At 59.2% G+C, this 18576-nt stretch carries 16 protein-coding genes; 4 read left to right on the forward strand and 12 right to left on the reverse strand.

Going from position 1 to position 18576, the window contains the following annotated elements; translation table 11 throughout:
• A complete protein-coding gene (gene ccoG / locus ACYZT7_RS11290; RefSeq protein ID WP_462041076.1) occupies nucleotides 1–1407 on the reverse strand; it encodes a cytochrome c oxidase accessory protein CcoG in 1407 nt (468 codons plus the stop codon).
• A 474-nt stretch (nucleotides 1408–1881) separates the two neighbouring features.
• Between ccoG and ACYZT7_RS11295 the strand changes: the two genes are divergently transcribed.
• Nucleotides 1882–2895, forward strand: coding sequence for a metallophosphoesterase family protein (locus ACYZT7_RS11295; protein ID WP_462041077.1), 1014 nt, complete (start codon nucleotides 1882–1884; stop codon nucleotides 2893–2895).
• A gap of 56 nt (nucleotides 2896–2951) precedes the next feature.
• Here the strand turns inward: ACYZT7_RS11295 and ccoP (ACYZT7_RS11300) are convergent, their stop codons facing one another.
• The 8 genes from ccoP (ACYZT7_RS11300) to ccoN (ACYZT7_RS11335) all read right to left on the reverse strand — a co-directional run bounded on the left by ccoP (ACYZT7_RS11300) (nucleotide 2952) and on the right by ccoN (ACYZT7_RS11335) (nucleotide 9871).
• Nucleotides 2952–3935, reverse strand: a complete 984-nt coding sequence (ccoP, locus tag ACYZT7_RS11300; protein ID WP_283183758.1) for a cytochrome-c oxidase, cbb3-type subunit III — start codon at nucleotides 3933–3935, stop codon at nucleotides 2952–2954.
• Complete coding sequence (locus ACYZT7_RS11305; RefSeq protein WP_003175465.1) at nucleotides 3932–4117, reverse strand: CcoQ/FixQ family Cbb3-type cytochrome c oxidase assembly chaperone; 186 nt, start codon at nucleotides 4115–4117, stop codon at nucleotides 3932–3934. Before ACYZT7_RS11305 ends, ccoP (ACYZT7_RS11300) begins: the two co-directional genes overlap by 4 nt.
• A 5-nt stretch (nucleotides 4118–4122) precedes the next feature.
• Nucleotides 4123–4731: a cytochrome-c oxidase, cbb3-type subunit II gene (ccoO, locus tag ACYZT7_RS11310; RefSeq protein ID WP_017337535.1), complete on the reverse strand. Its 609-nt coding sequence runs from the start codon at nucleotides 4729–4731 to the stop codon at nucleotides 4123–4125.
• A complete protein-coding gene (gene ccoN, locus ACYZT7_RS11315; protein WP_283183759.1) occupies nucleotides 4731–6173 on the reverse strand; it encodes a cytochrome-c oxidase, cbb3-type subunit I in 1443 nt (480 codons plus the stop codon). The genes ccoO (ACYZT7_RS11310) and ccoN (ACYZT7_RS11315) overlap by 1 nt, the downstream gene beginning before the upstream one ends.
• A 482-nt stretch (nucleotides 6174–6655) precedes the next feature.
• On the reverse strand, nucleotides 6656–7609 hold the full coding sequence (ccoP, locus tag ACYZT7_RS11320) for a cytochrome-c oxidase, cbb3-type subunit III (protein WP_462041078.1): 954 nt from the start codon (nucleotides 7607–7609) through the stop codon (nucleotides 6656–6658).
• Nucleotides 7606–7818 carry a cbb3-type cytochrome oxidase subunit 3 gene (locus ACYZT7_RS11325; protein ID WP_462041774.1) on the reverse strand — a complete coding sequence of 71 codons (213 nt, stop codon included), beginning with the start codon at nucleotides 7816–7818 and terminating at the stop codon, nucleotides 7606–7608. Before ACYZT7_RS11325 ends, ccoP (ACYZT7_RS11320) begins: the two co-directional genes overlap by 4 nt.
• Before the next feature lie 9 nt (nucleotides 7819–7827).
• Complete coding sequence (gene ccoO, locus ACYZT7_RS11330) at nucleotides 7828–8436, reverse strand: cytochrome-c oxidase, cbb3-type subunit II (RefSeq protein ID WP_283183761.1); 609 nt, start codon at nucleotides 8434–8436, stop codon at nucleotides 7828–7830.
• 10 nt (nucleotides 8437–8446) lie between these two features.
• Entirely contained in the window at nucleotides 8447–9871 is a 1425-nt protein-coding gene (ccoN, locus tag ACYZT7_RS11335) for a cytochrome-c oxidase, cbb3-type subunit I (protein ID WP_462041079.1), read from the reverse strand.
• Nucleotides 9872–9980: 109 nt separating this feature from the next.
• On the opposite strand from ccoN (ACYZT7_RS11335), the gene ACYZT7_RS11340 reads away from it, so the two are divergent.
• Nucleotides 9981–10658, forward strand: a complete 678-nt coding sequence (locus ACYZT7_RS11340; RefSeq protein ID WP_462041080.1) for an alpha/beta family hydrolase — start codon at nucleotides 9981–9983, stop codon at nucleotides 10656–10658.
• Nucleotides 10659–10859: 201 nt separating this feature from the next.
• Here the strand turns inward: ACYZT7_RS11340 and ACYZT7_RS11345 are convergent, their stop codons facing one another.
• Both ACYZT7_RS11345 and acnA read right to left on the reverse strand, forming a co-directional pair.
• Nucleotides 10860–12425, reverse strand: a complete 1566-nt coding sequence (locus ACYZT7_RS11345; RefSeq protein ID WP_462041081.1) for a methyl-accepting chemotaxis protein — start codon at nucleotides 12423–12425, stop codon at nucleotides 10860–10862.
• 168 nt (nucleotides 12426–12593) lie between these two features.
• Nucleotides 12594–15335, reverse strand: coding sequence for an aconitate hydratase AcnA (gene acnA, locus ACYZT7_RS11350; RefSeq protein WP_462041082.1), 2742 nt, complete (start codon nucleotides 15333–15335; stop codon nucleotides 12594–12596).
• A gap of 222 nt (nucleotides 15336–15557) precedes the next feature.
• Between acnA and rlmM the strand changes: the two genes are divergently transcribed.
• Both rlmM and tusA read left to right on the forward strand, forming a co-directional pair.
• Complete coding sequence (gene rlmM, locus ACYZT7_RS11355; protein ID WP_462041083.1) at nucleotides 15558–16631, forward strand: 23S rRNA (cytidine(2498)-2'-O)-methyltransferase RlmM; 1074 nt, start codon at nucleotides 15558–15560, stop codon at nucleotides 16629–16631.
• Nucleotides 16632–16808: 177 nt separating this feature from the next.
• Nucleotides 16809–17060 (forward strand): sulfurtransferase TusA, encoded by a 252-nt coding sequence (gene tusA / locus ACYZT7_RS11360; protein WP_095052036.1) that lies wholly within the window; start codon nucleotides 16809–16811, stop codon nucleotides 17058–17060.
• On the opposite strand, the gene ACYZT7_RS11365 is transcribed toward tusA, so the two are convergent.
• Nucleotides 17057–18466 carry an MATE family efflux transporter gene (locus ACYZT7_RS11365; protein WP_462041084.1) on the reverse strand — a complete coding sequence of 470 codons (1410 nt, stop codon included), beginning with the start codon at nucleotides 18464–18466 and terminating at the stop codon, nucleotides 17057–17059. The genes tusA and ACYZT7_RS11365 overlap by 4 nt on opposite strands.
• Nucleotides 18467–18576 lie beyond the last annotated feature (110 nt).

Here is an 18576-nt window from a genome sequence, read left to right on the forward strand (position 1 = left end):
TCAACGAACTTGTGGGCCGATGAACCGGCTCTTGGCTTCAATGTGGACGTTGTCGTCATCGGCATCCTTGAGGATAAATTTCACCTCGTTGGTGCTCGATGGCAGTTTTTCCGGGGCGATGGACAGTTCGACCGGTTGGCTGAAAATCTCTCCGGCGGCGACCTTGATCTCGCGCTTGCCTTGCAGCTTGAGGTCCGGGAGGCCAGTGGCTTCGAGCACGTAGGTGTGGTCGCGCTGATCCTTGTTCATGATCTTCAGGCTGTAGACGTTTTCGATCCGGCCTTCGGCGTTCTCGCGGTACAGCACGCGGTCCTTGCTGACGTCGAAACCGACCAGCGAACGCATGAAGAACGCGGTCATCAGCAAAGCGGTCATCGCCAGCAGCACCGTGGCATAGCCGATCAGGCGCGGGCGCAGTTTATTGGTTTTTTGCCCGGACAGGTTGTGCTCGGTGGTGTAACTGATCAGGCCGCGCGGGTAATCCATCTTGTCCATGATGCTGTCGCAGGCATCGATGCAGGCCGCACAACCGATGCATTCGACTTGCAGGCCGTCGCGGATGTCAATGCCGGTCGGGCAGACCTGGACGCACATGGTGCAGTCGATGCAGTCGCCCAGCCCCATGGCCTTGTAGTCGACGCCTTTCTTGCGCGGGCCGCGGCTTTCACCACGACGCGGGTCGTAGGAAACGATCAGGGTGTCTTTGTCGAACATCACGCTCTGGAAGCGCGCGTACGGGCACATGTAAATGCACACCTGCTCGCGCAACCAGCCGGCATTGCCGTAGGTGGCGAGGGTGAAGAAGCCGACCCAGAAATACGACCAGCCGTCGGCTTCACCGGTGAAGAAGTCGATGGTCAGCTCGCGAATGGGCGAGAAGTAACCCACAAAGGTCATGCCGGTCACAAAGCCGATCAACAACCACATCGAGTGTTTGCTGAGTTTGCGCAGGAATTTGTTGGCGCTCATGGGCGCTTTGTCGAGCTTGATGCGCTGGTTGCGGTCGCCTTCGGTGACCTTCTCGCACCACATGAAAATCCAGGTCCAGACACTCTGGGGGCAGGTATAGCCGCACCAGACTCGGCCGGCGTACACGGTAATGAAGAACAGGCCGAAGGCGCTGACGATCAAGATCCCCGAGAGCAGGATGAAGTCCTGAGGCCAGAAGGTTGCGCCAAAGATGAAGAATTTGCGCTCCGGCAGGTTCCACCAGACGGCCTGATGGCCACCCCAGCTCAGCCAGACCGTACCGAAATACAGCAAAAACAGCCCGGCACCGCCCATCATCCGCAGGTTGCGGAACAGCCCGGTGAAGGCGCGGGTGTAGATTTTTTCTCGAGAGGCGTAGAGGTCGACACTGTTGTTCTTGGCAGGTGTGACGTCGTGTACCGGAATCTGGTTGCTCATCATTGCATCCCACGGCAGTGGAAAAATGCCTCGGTCAGTACATGCCGACCACGGTCAAAAAGAGGTGTTGCAGTGGCGCAATGATACGCCTGTCGCTCTGGCTCAAGGGTGCGACCTTTGGTCACGTTGGTGGAAATCAACTGACGGTGTAATGACTTGAATCAATTGACTTGTGAATTATGGACGGTTTTTCCGACTTGGGAATCAATCGTTCAAAGGGTTGAGCAGCGCAACGCCACTCGCCTGGAATCCGACACGTTGCCCGTGACCACCATCCATGTCGGCATGTCCTGCTCCACAGAAACATTACAAACAATAATCGCTAGTTGTTAGTCTCAAGTATTGGGGCGGAAATATATTAATTTAATTGGCTTGGGTGTGATGTTTGTGGTTTTTGTGTTCTTCGAATAAGTTGTGGTGAGTGTGCTGCAAAGTTGTGGTGCATCTATCAGTTATTAACGGAAACGGAATTCTATGAATATCAAGAAGCGCGCAAGTTTTCTTGCGTGTCTATGGGTGTTGTCGATGGCGCCTGCTGCGCATTCGATTGAAAACGCACCTCGTCATATGGTCTTTGCCTCTGACCCGCAATACCCCTGGACGGAGAAGTCCGACAGTGGTGAAGAGCAATCGGCATCGGACCGTGACAAGCGTTCCCAAGGGCTGATCGAAAGCCAGTTTGCCAATATCGCGGATTTCCGCGGACGGTACGCCGGTCAGGGGCCTGTGCCCTTGATGATCAATGGTGATATGACTGCCTTCGGGCATATTTCCGAGCGTTCGTATATTCGGACGGCACTGAATAAGTACTTCGGAAAAGATTTCTTGTATGGCTTGGGTAATCACGATTATAAAAATAACGTGGGTGATTGTTTTTCTGAAAGTTGTGCGGCTGGGAGCATTGTCGATTACAAGGAACATCACTGGGGCAAAGTAGATAACTTTGATTTGCGCGTGAGTGGTGGCGGTCTGGTTAATAATAAATATAACGGCAGCCTGGCGTATTCAACCACGGTCGGCGATGTTCATATGGTGCAACTCAACAATGAACCGACGTATGAGGTGGAAATCTCGCACTTTCTTAATCCGACCTCGTTCCGCATCACTCAGGCGCTGGACTGGCTGGAGACTGATTTGCGGCTCGCGCGAGCACAGGGCTACATCATCATCGTCAACATGCATGAGCCCGATCGCTGGGGCAACCCGCAGCAGGTCGAGCGTTTCAACCGGATCATTAATCAGTATGGCGTCACGGCTGTGTTTGCCGGTCATTACCATAGCGATGCGGGCAGCTTCAGGAGTTCGTGGTACTACGGCAAGGTTCCGGTCTTTCTCAGCGGTGGCGCGTCGCAGCAGACCTACCTGATCGCCAGCTTTTCCGAGGATCGCAAGGTCTTGCACATCAATAGGGTCGAGAACAATGACTGGTCGAGTCGCAACACGATAGAGACGGTACCGGTCAAATCGGTCTGGTCAGGCATCCAATAAAAAAAAGCCCCGCCAGTTCCCTGGCGGGGCTTTTGGTATTGCCTCAAGCGTTTGCCTTACTGGGCATCCGCCACCGGCGCTTTCTCACCGTGAGACAGGCTGTAGACGTAAGCGGCCAGCAGGTGAACCTTGTCGTTGCCTTGCAGCTGTTCTTGCGCAGGCATCTGGCCCTGACGGCCGTAACGGATGGTCTGCTGCAGTTGAGCGAAGCTCGAACCGTAGATGAACGCGCCCGGGTGAGTCAGGTCAGGTGCGCCCATTGCTGGAGTACCTTTGCCTGCCGGACCGTGGCACGCCACGCAGTTGGCAGCGAACAGTTTCTGCCCGGCAACCGGATCAGCCTTGGTGCCTTCCGGCAGCTTGCGGCCATCAAGGTTGGTCAGTACGAATGCGGCAACATCGCTGACGCCTTGCTCGCCGATCACTTCGGCCCACGCCGGCATGACCGCGTGACGGCCACCCATGATGGTGGTCTTGATGGTTTCTGCCTCGCCGCCCCAGCGCCAGTCGGCGTCGGTCAGGTTAGGGAAGCCATAAGCGCCCTTGGCATCGGAACCGTGGCAGACCGAGCAGTTGGAGGCGAACAGGCGGCCACCCATCTTCAGGGCTTGCGGGTCCTTGGCGACTTCTTCAATCGGCATGGAAGCGAACTTGGCGAAGATCGGGCCGAACTTGGCGTCCGACTTGGCCATTTCCTTTTCCCACTCGTGAACCCCGGTCCAGCCGCTCTGGCCGTTGGCGAACGCGGTCTGCTTGTCGTTATCGAGGTAGTTGTAACCCGGCAGCAGGCCTTTCCAGTTACCCAGGCCCGGGTACAGAACCAGGTAGCCCAGGGCGAAGATGATGGTGCCCACGAACAGCATGAACCACCATTTCGGCAGTGGGTTGTCGTACTCCTCGATCCCGTCGAACGAGTGGCCAACCGTCTCTTCGGTGGCTTCGCTGCGCTGGCCCTTGCGGGTGGACAGCAGCAGCCAGGTCAGGGCGAAGATCGTGCCGAGACTGAGGACTGTGACGTACAGACTCCAGAACGTAGTCATTCTTTGTTACTCCTAGAAGCTTGCTCGACGTGCTTGATGGCTTCGGGATCATCCGCGAAAGGCAGCAAGGTCGCGTCTTCAAACTCCGACTTGCGCTTGGGGCTGAATACCCACAACGCCAGACCGATGAAGGCCACCATCACAACAACGGTGCCCAGGCCACGAATCATCCCGATATCCATCTAAATCACCGTTTGCTTTTGATGATGGTGCCCAGGCCTTGCAGATAGGCCACCAGCGCGTCCATTTCGGTTTTGCCCTTCACAGCATCCTGGGCACCGGCGATGTCTTCGTCGGTGTAAGGGACGCCGAGCGTGCGCAAGACTTCCATTTTCTTGGCGGTGTCTTTGCCGTCGAGCTTGTTTTCCACGAGGAACGGGTAGGCCGGCATTTTCGACTCAGGCACCACGTTGCGCGGGTTGTACAAATGCGCACGCTGCCAGTCATCGGAGTAACGACCGCCGACACGGGCCAGGTCCGGCCCGGTACGCTTGGAACCCCACAGGAACGGGTGGTCCCAGACGCTTTCACCGGCAACCGAGTAGTGGCCGTAACGTTCGGTTTCAGCACGGAACGGGCGGATCATCTGCGAGTGGCAGCCGACACAACCGTTGGCGATGTAGATGTCGCGGCCTTCCAGTTCAAGGGCGGTGCGAGGCTTCATGCCTTCGACCGGCTTGTTGGTGACGTCCTGGAAAAACAGCGGAACGATCTGGGTCAGGCCGCCGATGCTGACGGCGATAACCATGAAGAAGGCCAGCAGGCCAATGTTCTTCTCGACTGCTTCATGCTTCATCAGTGAGCTCCAACTACAGCAATCTGTTCAGCAGCTTTGGCTTCAGCCGGGTTCGAGGCACGTACGGTACGCCATACGTTGTAGGCCATGAACAGCATGCCGCTGGCGAAGAACGCACCGCCCAGGGCGCGAACGATGAAACCAGGATGGCTGGCTTGCAGCGCTTCGACGAACGAGTAGGTGAGGGTGCCGTCGTCGTTGATTGCACGCCACATCAGACCCTGGGTAATGCCGTTGACCCACATCGAAGCGATGTACAGAACGGTACCGATGGTCGCGAGCCAGAAGTGCGTGTTGATCAGGCCGATGCTGTGCATCTGCACACGACCGAACAGTTTCGGGATCATGTGGTAGATGGCGCCGATCGAGATCATCGCTACCCAGCCCAAGGCGCCGGCGTGTACGTGGCCGATGGTCCAGTCAGTGTAGTGAGACAGCGAGTTGACGGTCTTGATGGCCATCATCGGGCCTTCGAAGGTCGACATGCCGTAGAAGGCCAGCGATACAACGAGGAAGCGCAGGATCGGGTCGGTGCGCAGCTTATGCCAGGCGCCCGACAGGGTCATCATGCCGTTGATCATGCCGCCCCAGCTTGGCGCCAGCAGGATGATCGACATCGCCATGCCCAGCGACTGAGCCCAGTCCGGCAGCGCGGTGTAGTGCAGGTGGTGCGGACCGGCCCAGATGTACAGGGTGATCAGCGCCCAGAAGTGCACAATCGACAGACGATAGGAGTAGATCGGACGCTCGGCCTGCTTCGGAACGAAGTAGTACATCATCCCCAGGAAGCCTGTGGTCAGGAAGAAACCGACCGCGTTGTGGCCGTACCACCACTGGATCATCGCGTCAGTCGCACCGGCGTAGGCCGAGTAGGACTTGAACAAGCTGACCGGCAGGGAAGCGTGGTTGACGATGTGCAGCATCGCCGTCACAACGATGAAGGCACCGTAGAACCAGTTACCCACATAGATATGTTTGGTTTTGCGCTTGGTAATGGTGCCGAAGAACACCACGGCGTAGGTGATCCAGACAATGGCCAGCAAAATGGCGATAGGCCATTCCAGTTCAGCGTATTCCTTGGACGTGGTGTAGCCCAGCGGCAAGGAAATGCCTGCACCGACGATCACCGCTTGCCAACCCCAAAAGGTGAAGGCCGCGAGACTGTCGGAAATCAGTCGCGTTTGGCAGGTTCGCTGCACGACGTAATAAGAAGTGGCAAACAGTGCACAACCACCGAAGGCGAAAATCACCAGGTTGGTGTGCAACGGGCGCAAGCGTCCAAAGCTCGTCCATTCCAGACCGAAGTTCAACTCCGGCCAGACCAGTTGCGAGGCGATGAAGACACCGAGCCCCATGCCAAGGATCCCCCAGACCACCGTCATGATGGCGAACTGGCGGACTACCTTATAGTTATAAGCAGTCGGACTGATTGCTGTGCTCATTCTAAGGTTCCACGGTTTGGGTGTTTTATTAGGAGTAAAAATTGGCCGCAAGTATGGAGAAAGCGGGGGGTCATTGCAACGCGCCATGACCTGAGTCAATGCTTTCAAAAGCTGATTCTGCGGCCTTTCCATGCGCCGCGTAAGGACAAAATTGCCCAAGGGCAAAATGTCGCAGCAGACGAAAATGGTGAGGGGTGCAGGTCGGATGTAACGGGGTGTGTTCAAACCCAACGATTGGGTGACAGATGGCAATGGGCACGACAGCCGGTATCTACCAGCCTTTGCGGCCTGTCATCGAGCAGATTCGTCAAACACATCGGGTTGGGTCGACCTGGAACCGGCTCATGCCAGTCCGCACCGGGGGAAGCTTAGACCCGAATCCGGGGAACCGAAAGGAGGACTAACGGAGGGTGCGACAATGGGTCGCAAAGGGGCAGGGAACTGCCGCATCCGGAAGAATGCGGCAGCAGAGCGGTCGAGATTTACTCGTGTTTGCCTTCAGCCTGCAAACGCTCGGTGTTCAGACCCTGAGACAAGCTGTAAACGTAAGCGGCCAGCAATTGCACCTTGTCGTTGCCGAGCAGTTCGTTCTGCGCCGGCATGTGGCCCTGGCGGCCATGACGAATCGTTTGTTCAAGCTGCGTCAGGCCTGTTCCATAGATAAAACCGGCCGGTTGCATCAGATTCGGCGCACCCATGGCTTCAGTGCCCTGGCCGTTCGCCCCATGACAGGCTACGCACATCGTGCTGTACGCTTGCTGTCCGGCATGCAGGTCGGCACCGTTGTCGGCAGGCAACGGCAGGCCGGCCAAGTCATGGCGCACATACGCCGCGACGTTCTTCACGCCGGCATCACCAAGGATTTCACCCCAAGCCGGCATCGCGGCCATGCGACCACCCATGATCGTGGTTTTGATGGTGTCGGCGTTGCCGCCCCAGCGCCAGCTGGTGTCCGCCAGGTTCGGAAAACCGAAGGCACCCTTGGCATCCGAGCCGTGGCAGACCGCGCAATTGGACGCAAACAGGCGACCGCCCATTTTCAACGCTTGCGGATCCTTGGCCACTTCTTCCACGGGCATCGCCGCGAATTTGGCGAAGATCGGTCCGAACTTCGCATCCGACCTGGCCATTTCCTTTTCCCACTCGTGGACGCCGGTCCAACCGTCCTCGTAACCTGGCAGAACGCCTTTCCAATTGCCCAGCCCTGGGTAAAGCACCAGATAGCCCACGGCAAACACCAGCGTGCCGGCGAACAGCATGAACCACCACTGCGGCAGCGGGTTGTCGTACTCCTCGATCCCGTCGAAGCTGTGGCCCATGGTCTGGTCGACGCTGCCCTTGGTTTCGCCCTTGCGGGTGCTGATCAGCAGCCAGGTCAGGCCGATCAGGCTGCCGATGGTCAGTACGCAGATCCACGTACTCCAGAAGGTGGTCATGGCCGGGTACTCCTTGTTTCAGGTTCTTGGGTGGCGTCGTCGGATAGGGGTTCATCGGCGAACGGCAGCAAACGCGCTTCGGCGAATTCCGGATTGCGCTTGCCGTTGAATACCCACAGCGTCAGGCCGACAAAGGCCACGAACACCACGACCGTGCCCAGGCCGCGGATCATTCCACTGCTCATTACACTGATTATTTCAAAGGGCATGGCCATGGCTCACCTCTTGCTCTTGATGGATGTGCCGAGCACTTGCAGATAAGCGACCAGTGCGTCCATTTCGGTCTTGCCCTTGAGCGAGGCGACTGAGCCGGCGATGTCGTCGTCGGTATAAGGCACGCCGAGGGTGCGCATCGCCTTGATCTTGCTTTCGGTGTGGCTGCTGTCGAGTTGGTTGTCCACGAGCCACGGATAGCCGGGCATTTTCGATTCCGGCACCACGTTGCGCGGGTTGTACAAATGCGCGCGGTGCCAGTCTTCGGAGTAGCGACCGCCGACCCGGGCCAGGTCCGGACCGGTACGTTTCGAGCCCCACAGGAACGGGTGATCCCAGACGCTTTCACCGGCCACCGAGTAGTGGCCGTAGCGTTCGGTCTCGGCGCGAAACGGGCGGATCATCTGCGAATGGCAACCGACGCAGCCTTCGCGGATGTAAATGTCGCGACCTTCCAGTTGCAGCGCGGTGTAGGGCTTCATGCCTTCCACCGGCTTATTAGTCACGTCCTGGAAGAACAGCGGGACGATCTGGGTCAGACCGCCGATGCTCACGGCCAACACCATCAGCAACATCAGCAGGCCGACGTTTTTCTCGATTGTTTCGTGTTTCATGGCGGCCTCCTCAGGCGATCTGCGCGGCAGCGGCGACTTCGGCAGGCTGCGAGGCCCGCACGGTGCGCCAGGTGTTGTAGGCCATCAGCAACATGCCGCTGAAGAAGATCGCACCGCCCACCAGTCGCACGACGAAGCCTGGGTGGCTGGCCACCAGGGTTTCGACGAAGGAGTAGGTCAGCGTGCCGTCTTCGTTGACGGCGCGCCACATGAGGCCCTGGGCGATGCCGTTGACCCACATGGACGCGATGTACAGCACGGTGCCGATGGTGGCAAGCCAGAAGTGCGCGTTGATCAGGCCGATGCTGTGCATCTGCGTGCGGCCGAAGATTTTCGGGATCATGTGGTACAGCGCGCCGATGGAGATCATCGCTACCCAACCGAGGGCACCGGCGTGAACGTGGCCGATGGTCCAGTCGGTGTAGTGGGAGAGGGCGTTGACCGTTTTGATGGCCATCATCGGCCCTTCGAAGGTCGACATGCCGTAGAACGCCAGCGAGACCACGAGGAAGCGCAGGATCGGGTCGCTGCGCAACTTATGCCAGGCGCCCGAGAGCGTCATCATGCCGTTGATCATCCCGCCCCAGCTTGGGGCGAGCAGGATCAGCGACATCACCATGCCCAGCGACTGAGCCCAGTCCGGCAGCGCGGTGTAGTGCAAGTGGTGCGGGCCGGCCCAGATGTACAGAGTGATCAGCGCCCAGAAGTGCACGATCGACAAGCGGTAGGAATACACCGGACGCTCGGCCTGTTTCGGCACGAAGTAGTACATCATCCCGAGGAAGCCGGCGGTGAGGAAAAAGCCTACGGCGTTGTGCCCGTACCACCACTGAACCATGGCATCGGTCGCACCGGCGTACACCGAGTAGGACTTGGTGAAACTCACCGGCAGTTCAATGTTGTTGACGATGTGCAGAATCGCCACGGTGATGATGAATGCACCGAAGAACCAGTTGCCGACGTAGATGTGCTTGGTTTTGCGCTTCGCCAGCGTGCCGAAGAACACCACGGCGTAGGCGACCCAGACGATGGTGATCAAGATGTCGATCGGCCATTCCAGCTCGGCGTATTCCTTGGAGCTGGTGTAACCCAGCGGCAAGCTGATGGCCGCCAGCAGGATCACCACTTGCCAACCCCAGAAGCAGAACGCGGCGATTTTCGGCGCGAACAGTTGCGTTTGGCAGGTGCGTTGCACCGAGTAAAACGAACTGGCGAACAGGGCGCAGCCGCCGAAAGCGAAGATCACCGCGTTGGTGTGCAGCGGGCGCAAGCGGCCGAAACTGGTCCACGGTAAATCAAAGTTGAGTTCAGGCCAGACCAATTGAGCCGCGAGAAAAACCCCGAGCCCCATGCCGACGATGCCCCACACCACCGTCATAATGGCGAATTGGCGGACCACCTTGTAGTTGTAGGCGGTACTGATAGAAGTGTTCATGGTTCCCCATCCACGGTTCAGCCGAAGTGAAGGCCCGCCTTTGCGAGTAAGCCGCAAGGCAGACGCTCCCTTCGCCTGGAGTTATAGGCAGACTAAAAGCGAGGCAAGCATGGACAAAGAGCACAAGGCCAGTATTGACGGGGATCAATGGGCGCGGTGTGTGGCGGAACATGGCTGGCTGCGGGACGCCGCCTCGGCGCCGTCATCGACGACGCTGATTTTGGCTCACGGTGCCGGTGCACCGATGGACAGCGGCTGGATGAACGACATGGCTGCGCGCCTTGCTGCATCTGGGGTCAATGTGCTGCGCTTCGAGTTTCCGTACATGGCGCAGCGACGCATTGATGGGGGTAAACGTCCACCGAACCCAGCCCCGAAACTGCTCGAGTGCTGGCGTGAGGTGTATGCCGTGGTGCGACGCCATGTCGCTGGACGTCTGGCCATTGGCGGCAAGTCCATGGGCGGACGGATGGCCAGTCTTTTGGCGGATGAACTAGAGGCCGATGCGTTGGTGTGCCTCGGGTATCCGTTTTATGCGGTGGGTAAACCGGAGAAACCTCGGGTTGAGCATTTAGCCGCGCTTCAGACGCCGTCGTTGATCGTGCAGGGCGAGCGGGATGCGTTGGGGAATCGTGAGGCCGTTGAGGCTTACTCGTTAGCGCCGAGTATCGAGGTGTTCTGGCTGATAGCGGGGGACCATGATTTGAAGCCGTTGAAAGCTTCCGGGTTTACCCATGAGCAGCATCTGGCGGCTGCGGCGCAGAAAGTGGCTTCGTTCCTTCGGTGATATTTGCGGTGTTGCCAATGGCCTCATCGCGAGCAAGCTCGCTCCCACATTTTGATTTGCTCTGTGAATGAGATCCTCATTCACCACAAATCCCCTGTGGGAGCGAGCTTGCTCGCGATAGCGATCTTTCAGGCACCATCACTTTCAAGGCAATAAAAAACCCGGAAGCTCTCACTGTCCGGGTTTTCTTTCCAGCAACAGTCAGCGGTTAAACCGCTCCACCAACGAATACTGAGTATTTGCAGTCTTCGTCAGCTCTTCACTCAACAACGCCGAGTGTTGCGCCTGTTCCGACGTCTGATCCGCCAGGTGCGAGATGTTGCTGATGTTGCGGCTGATCTCTTCGGCGACAGCACTTTGCTCTTCAGTCGCAGCAGCAATCTGTGTAGTCATGTCGGTAATGTTGGCCACCGCTTCACTGATCCCCACCAGTGCCTGATCCGCTTCCAGTACCCGCGCCACACCTTCTTCTGCCTGGCGATGCCCGGCTTCCATGGTTTGAACTGCAGTGCTGGCGGTTTGCTGGAGCTTGGCGATCAACGCGTGGATCTGCCCGGTGGATTCGCTGGTGCGTTGCGCCAGTTGACGGACTTCGTCGGCGACCACCGCAAACCCACGACCCATCTCACCGGCACGGGCTGCTTCGATGGCGGCGTTCAGGGCCAGCAGGTTGGTCTGGTCGGCGATGCCTTTGATCACATCGACCACTCCACCGATTTCGTCGCTGTCCTTGGCCAGTTGGGTCACGGTCATACCGGTTTCACCGACCACCACCGACAGACGCTGGATGGCTTCGCGAGTTTCCCCGGCGATGTCGCGGCCGCGACCGGTCAGGCGATTGGCTTCCTGGGTGGCGTCGGCAGTGCGCTGCACGTGGCTGGCGACTTCTTGAGTGGTAGCCGCCATCTGGTTGACGGCGGTGGCCACTTGCTCGGTTTCGACGCGTTGGCGTTCTAGACCGTTTGAGCTGTTGTGCGCCAGGGTGTCGGACTGTTTCGCTTGGTCGCTCAGGTGCTCGGCGGTGTCCTGCAGACGGGTCAGGCAGGTTTTCAGGCGCGCTTCCTGGCTGAGGATCGACATCTCCAGACGTGCTTGAGCGCCACGGCTGTCGGTGTACATCTGCGCGATCAGCGGGTCGGAGGTCGTCTGCCCGGCCAGTTGCAGCAGACGCTTGAGGCCGCGCTGCTGCCAGCTCAAACCCAGCAAGCCCAATGGCACGGAGAGACCGGCGGCCAACGCAAAACCCCATTGAGAGTTGAGCGACGCACCGATCATGAAGCTCAGCTGGCTGACCAGAATGAACGGCAACCAGTCCTGCAGCACCGGCAGCCATTTGTCTGTTGAAGGAATCGCCGACTTGCCCTGGTTGATGCGTTGGTAGAGCGCTTCGGCACGGCGGATCTGCTCGGCAGTGGGTTTGACCCGCACCGATTCGTAACCGATCACCTGATTGCCTTCGAAAACCGGTGTGACGTAGGCGTTAACCCAGTAGTGATCACCGGTTTTGCAGCGATTCTTGACGATGCCCATCCATGGCAAGCCTTGTTTCAGTGTGCCCCACATGTGCGCGAACACCGCGGCCGGAACGTCAGGGTGACGGACCAGGTTATGCGGCGCACGGATCAGCTCCTCACGGGAGTAACCGCTGATTTCGACGAACGCGTCGTTGCAGTAGGTGATCACGCCCTTGGCATCGGTGGTGGAAATCAACCGTTGCTGAGCCGGGAAGGTCCGTTCGCGTTGTGTAATAGGCTGGTTGTTACGCATGGCTTTTTCAATCCGCAAGGCTTTGACGGGTTGTCGGCATCGTCAGCCATTTATTGAGATTATTTTTCAGTAATCAGCAGCGCGTCGCAAAACGGCCATTGCGTCAGCCGGCGAGCATCGGCCCAAACAAAAACACCGCCCGAAGGCGGTGTCTGTGTCAGCAGGCTGTTACGACGCAATCAACTGCCGCAACACGTAATGCAAAATCCCCCCCGACTTGAAGTACTCCACCTCATTAAGGGTATCGATCCGGCACAACACCTCGACTTTCTCGCGGCTGCCGTTTTCACGGGTGATCACCAGCGTCAGGTTCATCCGCGGTGTCAGCTCGATGCCTGTCAAACCCAGAATATCCAGCGTCTCCTTGCCGGTCAGGTTCAGGCTCTTGCGGTTTTGATCCAGCTTGAACTGCAACGGCAACACGCCCATGCCCACCAGATTGGAACGGTGAATCCGTTCGAAACTTTCGGCAATGACCGCTTTGACTCCCAGCAGATTGGTGCCCTTGGCCGCCCAGTCGCGGCTCGAGCCGGTGCCGTATTCTTGCCCTGCAATCACCACCAACGGTGTGCCCGAGGCTTGATAACGCATCGCCGCGTCGTAGATCGGCATCCGCTCCCCGGTGGGGATGTAAATCGTATTGCCGCCTTCTTCGCCGCCGAGCATTTCGTTACGAATGCGAATGTTGGCGAAGGTGCCGCGCATCATCACTTCGTGGTTGCCGCGACGGGAGCCGTAGGAGTTGAAGTCCCGTGGCTCCACGCCTTTCTCGCGCAGGTAGTGGCCTGCCGGGCTGTCAACCTTGATGTTACCGGCCGGGGAAATGTGGTCGGTGGTCACCGAGTCACCCAGCAGCGCGAGGACTCTGGCACCGGCGACGTCCTTGACCACCGGCGGCGGCCCGCCGATGTCATCGAAGAACGGTGGATGCTGGATGTACGTCGAATCGTCCTGCCAGACATACGTCGCCGCTTGCGGCACTTCAATTGCCTGCCATTGTTCGTCGCCGGCAAACACTTCGGCGTATTCCTTGTGGAACATCGCGGTGTTGACCTGGTTCACCGCGTCGGCGATCTCTTGGGTGCTCGGCCAGATGTCCCGCAGATAAACCAGATTGCCCGCTTTGTCGGTACCCAAAGGCTCGCTGCTGATGTCGATGCGCACCGTGCCGGCCAGCGCGTAAGCAACGACCAGCGGAGGGGAGGCCAACCAGTTAGTTTTCACCAGAGGATGCACGCGACCTTCGAAGTTGCGGTTGCCCGACAGCACCGAGGCGACGGTCAGGTCGGCGGCCTGAATGGCTTTTTCAATCGGCTCCGCCAATGGCCCGGAGTTGCCGATGCACGTGGTGCAGCCGTAGCCGACCAAGGCAAAACCCAGTTCATCAAGGTACTGGGTCAGGCCGGCAGCCTTGTAGTAGTCGGTGACCACTTTCGAGCCTGGGGCCAGCGAGCTCTTGACCCACGGTTTGCGCTTGAGGCCTTTCTCCACGGCCTTCTTCGCCACCAGGCCGGCGGCCATCATCACGCTCGGGTTGGAGGTGTTGGTGCAGGAGGTGATCGCAGCGATCACCACCGCGCCGTTTTTCAATCGGTAGGTCTCACCGTCATATTCGTAGTCTGCTTCACCGGCCAGATCGGCATTGCCCACCGCTACGCCACCGCCGCCTTCACTTTCGAGACGACCGACTTCCTTGCTGGTGGGTTTGAATTGCAGTTCGATGAAGTCACTGAACGCTTGCGCGACATTCGGCAGCGATACCCGGTCCTGGGGGCGTTTCGGCCCGGCAAGGCTGGCCTCGACGCTACCCATGTCCAGCGCCAGACTGTCGGTGAACACCGGTTCCTGGCCCGGCAGGCGCCACAGGCCTTGGGCTTTGCTGTAGGCCTCGACCAGTTTCACGGTCTCGCTGGGGCGACCGGATAAACGCAGATAGCCCAGGGTGATGTCGTCCACCGGGAAGAAGCCGCAGGTGGCGCCGTATTCCGGGGCCATGTTGGCGATGGTTGCACGGTCGGCCAGCGGCAGGTCGGCAAGGCCGTCGCCGTAGAACTCGACGAACTTGCCGACCACGCCTTTCTTGCGCAGCATCTGGGTGACGGTCAGCACCAGGTCAGTGGCGGTGATGCCTTCCTTGAGCTTGCCGGTGAGTTTGAAGCCGATCACTTCCGGGATCAGCATCGACACCGGTTGACCCAGCATCGCCGCTTCCGCTTCGATCCCGCCGACACCCCAGCCGAGTACGCCGAGGCCATTGATCATGGTGGTGTGGGAGTCGGTACCGACCAGGGTGTCCGGGAAGGCATACGTGCGGCCGTCCTCGTCCTTGGTCCAGACCGTGCGCCCCAGGTATTCCAGGTTCACCTGGTGGCAGATCCCGGTGCCCGGCGGCACCACGCTGAAGTTGTCGAAGGCGCTTTGGCCCCAGCGCAGGAACGCATAACGTTCACCGTTGCGCTGCATTTCGATGTCGACGTTCTGTTCGAAGGCGCTTGAACTGCCGAATTTGTCGACCATCACCGAGTGGTCAATCACCAAGTCCACGGGGGAGAGCGGATTGATACGCTGCGGGTCGCCGCCGGCCTTGGCCATCGCGGCGCGCATGGCGGCGAGGTCGACCACGGCAGGCACGCCGGTAAAGTCTTGCATCAATACCCGCGCGGGACGGTACTGAATTTCGCGGTCGGAGCGACGTTCCTTGAGCCAGGCGGCAATCGCCCGAAGGTCGGCGCCGGTGACGGTTATTTCATCTTCCCAGCGCAGCAGGTTTTCCAGCAGCACTTTCAACGACATTGGCAGCTTGTCGAGATCGCCCAGGCTTTTGGCGGCATCCGGCAAGCTGAAGTAGTGATAGGTCTTGTCGTCGATTTGTAAGGTTTTAAGGGTTTTCAGGCTATCGAGGGACGGCATTGAAATAACTCCTTTGGGTCCGCACGGCTACGGACTGAGGGAACGAACTGAGGTTTAAACCTAGTCCTGTTTGGTGCTTAAGGCTAATAACTGGACTCTATGGCCAAGTCCAAGGTTGCGAACTCGGCTATCATGCGCCGGTTTTCGTGACAGGCTTTGCTTCAACGCAAGTCTGGGCATCGCGCAGTGGTTGAATTTCTCGCCATCTGCCCAGGAGTAAGAATGAACACCCTCTTTATGCATTGCCGGCCGGGCTTCGAAAGCGAAGTCTGTTCCGAAATTTCCGAACACGCCGCGCGGCTGAACGTGGCCGGTTATGCCAAGGCCAAGACTGCCAGCGCCTGCGCTGAATTCATCTGCACCGAAGAAGACGGCGCCGAGCGCCTGATGCGTGGTCAGCGTTTCGCCGATCTGATCTTCCCGCGCCAATGGGCTCGCGGGATCTTCATTGATCTGCCGGAAACCGACCGCATCAGCGTAATCCTCGCCCACATGGCAGACTTCCCGCTGTGCGGCAGCCTCTGGCTGGAAATGGTCGACACCAACGATGGCAAGGAACTGTCGAACTTCTGCAAGAAGTTCGAAGGCCACCTGCGCAAGGCGCTGATGGCGGCTGGCAAACTGGTTGAAGATGCCCATAAACCGCGTCTGCTGCTGACTTTCAAAAGTGGCCGCGAAGTGTTCATGGGGCTGGCCGAGTCGAATAACTCGGCGATGTGGCCGATGGGCATCCCGCGTCTGAAGTTTCCGCGTGAGGCGCCGAGCCGTTCGACGCTGAAGCTGGAAGAGGCCTGGCACCACTTCATCCCGCGCGATCAGTGGGATGAGCGTCTGCACAGTGATATGACTGGCGTCGACCTTGGCGCCGCGCCCGGCGGTTGGACCTGGCAACTGGTCAACCGCGGCATGCTGGTGACCGCGATCGACAACGGTCCGATGGCCGAAAGCCTGATGGACACCGGTCTGGTGCAGCACTTGATGGCCGACGGTTTCACCTTCAAGCCCAAGCAACCGGTGGACTGGATGGTCTGCGACATCGTCGAGAAACCGGCGCGCAACGCAGCGATGCTGGAAGAATGGATTGGCGAGGGGCATTGCCGCGAAGCGGTGGTCAACCTCAAGCTGCCAATGAAACAGCGTTACGCCGAAGTGAAGCGATTGCTGGAGCGCATTGCCGACGGGTTCAAGGAGCGCGGCATTCGGGTCGAGATCGGCTGCAAACAGCTGTACCACGACCGTGAAGAAGTGACGTGCCACTTGCGCCGGCTGGACACAAAGAAACCGAAATCCCGCTGATGCGCACGGCCCCCTGTGGGAGCGAGCTTGCTCGCGATGAGGGCATAACCTTCAACATCTGTGCTGGCTGATCGACCGCCATCGCGAGCAAGCCCGCTCCCACAGGTACGCTGTACGCCACAGATGACGTTAAGCCGGGCAATGCGCGACAATGCCGGCCAGTTTCAGGAGTGAATCATGAGTGAAATGATTGATACGCCGGTAGACGGCACCCTCGACGCCACCGGCCTCAACTGCCCGGAACCGGTGATGATGCTGCACCAGCATATCCGTGACCTGGCGCCCGGCGGTTTGCTGAAGGTGATCGCCACCGACCCGTCGACCCGTCGCGACATTCCCAAGTTTTGCGTGTTTCTTGACCACGAACTGGTCGCGCAGCACGAAGAGGCAGGCACCTACCTCTACTGGATCCGCAAGAAACTCGCTTAACCTGCCGAATGACTGATACGAATCCGCTTGCGTGCGCTGCGCGTCAGGCGGATCGACAGCATCAGTGCCGCGCAACTCAAGCCGACGATCAAACCCTGCCACAGCCCGCTCGGGCCGCTCGGCGTGCCAAACCAGTCGGTCAGGCCCAGCGCGTAACCCACCGGCAAACCAATCCCCCAGTAAGCGAACAGCGTCAGGATCATCGTCACCCGCGTGTCCTGATAGCCGCGCAACGCGCCGGCAGCCGTCACCTGGATCGCATCGGAAAACTGGAACAGCGCCGAATACACAATCAGCATTGCTGCGACCTGAATCACCATCGGGTCGGCGGTGTAGATCGTTGCGATGTGTTCACGCAGCAGCAGCATCATGCTCGCGGAAATGCACGCATAGGCCAGCGCCGTGCCCATGCCGACACCGGCGGCGAAGCGTGCTTCTCGCGGCTCCTGACGGCCGAGCGCCTGGCCGACCCGCACGGTCACGGCCATGCCAAGGGAGTAGGGAATCATGAACACCAGCGAGCTGAAGTTCAGCGCGATCTGATGCCCGGCCACCACCGTCGCGCCGAGGCTGCCGATCAGCAGCGCAATCACCGCGAAGATGCTCGACTCGGCGAACACCGCGATGCCGATCGGCAGGCCGATGCCCAGCAGGCGTTTGATCACCGACCATTGCGGCCAGTCGAAACGGCTGAACAACTGACTCGACTGATACGCCGGTGCCCAGCGCTCCCAGCCGGCCATGCCCAGCGCCATCACCCACATCACGATCGCCGTGGCCCAGCCGCAGCCGACACCGCCCATGGCCGGCACACCGAAGTGGCCATAGATGAAGACGTAGTTCAGCGGAATGTTCAGCGCCAGTCCGCATAGGCCCAATACCATGGCCGGACGGGTGCGCCCCAGGCCGTCACTGAAGCAGCGCAGCACATGGTAGAAGGCGACCGCAGGCAAACCGCTGGCGATGCCGTGCAGGTATTGCATGCATGGGTCGATCAGTTCGGGATCGACTTTCATGATGTGCAAAATCGGTTCGGCGCTGAATAACATGCCGGTCGCCATCAAGCCCACCACCAATGCCAGCCACAGTGCCTGGCGCACGATCGGGCCGATCTCGCTGTGGGTGCCTGCGCCGAAACGCTGGGCGACTTTCGGGGTAGTAGCCAGCAGAGTGCCGGTCATCAACAGAAATACCGGCACCCAGATCGAGTTGCCCAGCGCCACGGCCGCCAGATCCCGTGGCCCGACCCGGCCCGCCATCACCGCATCGACGAAGCCCATGGCGGTGGTCGCCAGTTGCGCGATCATGATCGGCAGGGCCAGGCCAAGCAGGTTTTTCAGCTCCAGGCGAACCCGGGCGGGGCGGGTGAGGGAAATGGCGGCGGGGCGGTCAGTCACGGAATTCAAGGGCGAAACGTCCAAAGATATTGATGCGCAAGGCGGCGCATTCTACGCCCTGACGCAGTGGTCAGGAAAAGTCCTGTGTTGTGGATTTGTAATCAGATTTTGAATGATTC

The sequence above is a fragment of the Pseudomonas sp. RT4P38 genome (assembly GCF_054897765.1).

What these genes read in the sequence shown, in the direction of transcription:
- ccoG (WP_462041076.1), bottom strand. Translation starts at nt 1,407, where the DNA reads ATGAGCAACCAGATTCCGGTACACGACGTCACACCTGCCAAGAACAAC.
- ACYZT7_RS11295 (WP_462041077.1), top strand. Translation starts at nt 1,882, where the DNA reads ATGAATATCAAGAAGCGCGCAAGTTTTCTTGCGTGTCTATGGGTGTTG.
- ccoP (WP_283183758.1), bottom strand. Translation starts at nt 3,935, where the DNA reads ATGACTACGTTCTGGAGTCTGTACGTCACAGTCCTCAGTCTCGGCACG.
- ACYZT7_RS11305 (WP_003175465.1), bottom strand. Translation starts at nt 4,117, where the DNA reads ATGGATATCGGGATGATTCGTGGCCTGGGCACCGTTGTTGTGATGGTG.
- ccoO (WP_017337535.1), bottom strand. Translation starts at nt 4,731, where the DNA reads ATGAAGCATGAAGCAGTCGAGAAGAACATTGGCCTGCTGGCCTTCTTC.
- ccoN (WP_283183759.1), bottom strand. Translation starts at nt 6,173, where the DNA reads ATGAGCACAGCAATCAGTCCGACTGCTTATAACTATAAGGTAGTCCGC.
- ccoP (WP_462041078.1), bottom strand. Translation starts at nt 7,609, where the DNA reads ATGACCACCTTCTGGAGTACGTGGATCTGCGTACTGACCATCGGCAGC.
- ACYZT7_RS11325 (WP_462041774.1), bottom strand. Translation starts at nt 7,818, where the DNA reads ATGCCCTTTGAAATAATCAGTGTAATGAGCAGTGGAATGATCCGCGGC.
- ccoO (WP_283183761.1), bottom strand. Translation starts at nt 8,436, where the DNA reads ATGAAACACGAAACAATCGAGAAAAACGTCGGCCTGCTGATGTTGCTG.
- ccoN (WP_462041079.1), bottom strand. Translation starts at nt 9,871, where the DNA reads ATGAACACTTCTATCAGTACCGCCTACAACTACAAGGTGGTCCGCCAA.
- ACYZT7_RS11340 (WP_462041080.1), top strand. Translation starts at nt 9,981, where the DNA reads ATGGACAAAGAGCACAAGGCCAGTATTGACGGGGATCAATGGGCGCGG.
- ACYZT7_RS11345 (WP_462041081.1), bottom strand. Translation starts at nt 12,425, where the DNA reads ATGCGTAACAACCAGCCTATTACACAACGCGAACGGACCTTCCCGGCT.
- acnA (WP_462041082.1), bottom strand. Translation starts at nt 15,335, where the DNA reads ATGCCGTCCCTCGATAGCCTGAAAACCCTTAAAACCTTACAAATCGAC.
- rlmM (WP_462041083.1), top strand. Translation starts at nt 15,558, where the DNA reads ATGAACACCCTCTTTATGCATTGCCGGCCGGGCTTCGAAAGCGAAGTC.
- tusA (WP_095052036.1), top strand. Translation starts at nt 16,809, where the DNA reads ATGAGTGAAATGATTGATACGCCGGTAGACGGCACCCTCGACGCCACC.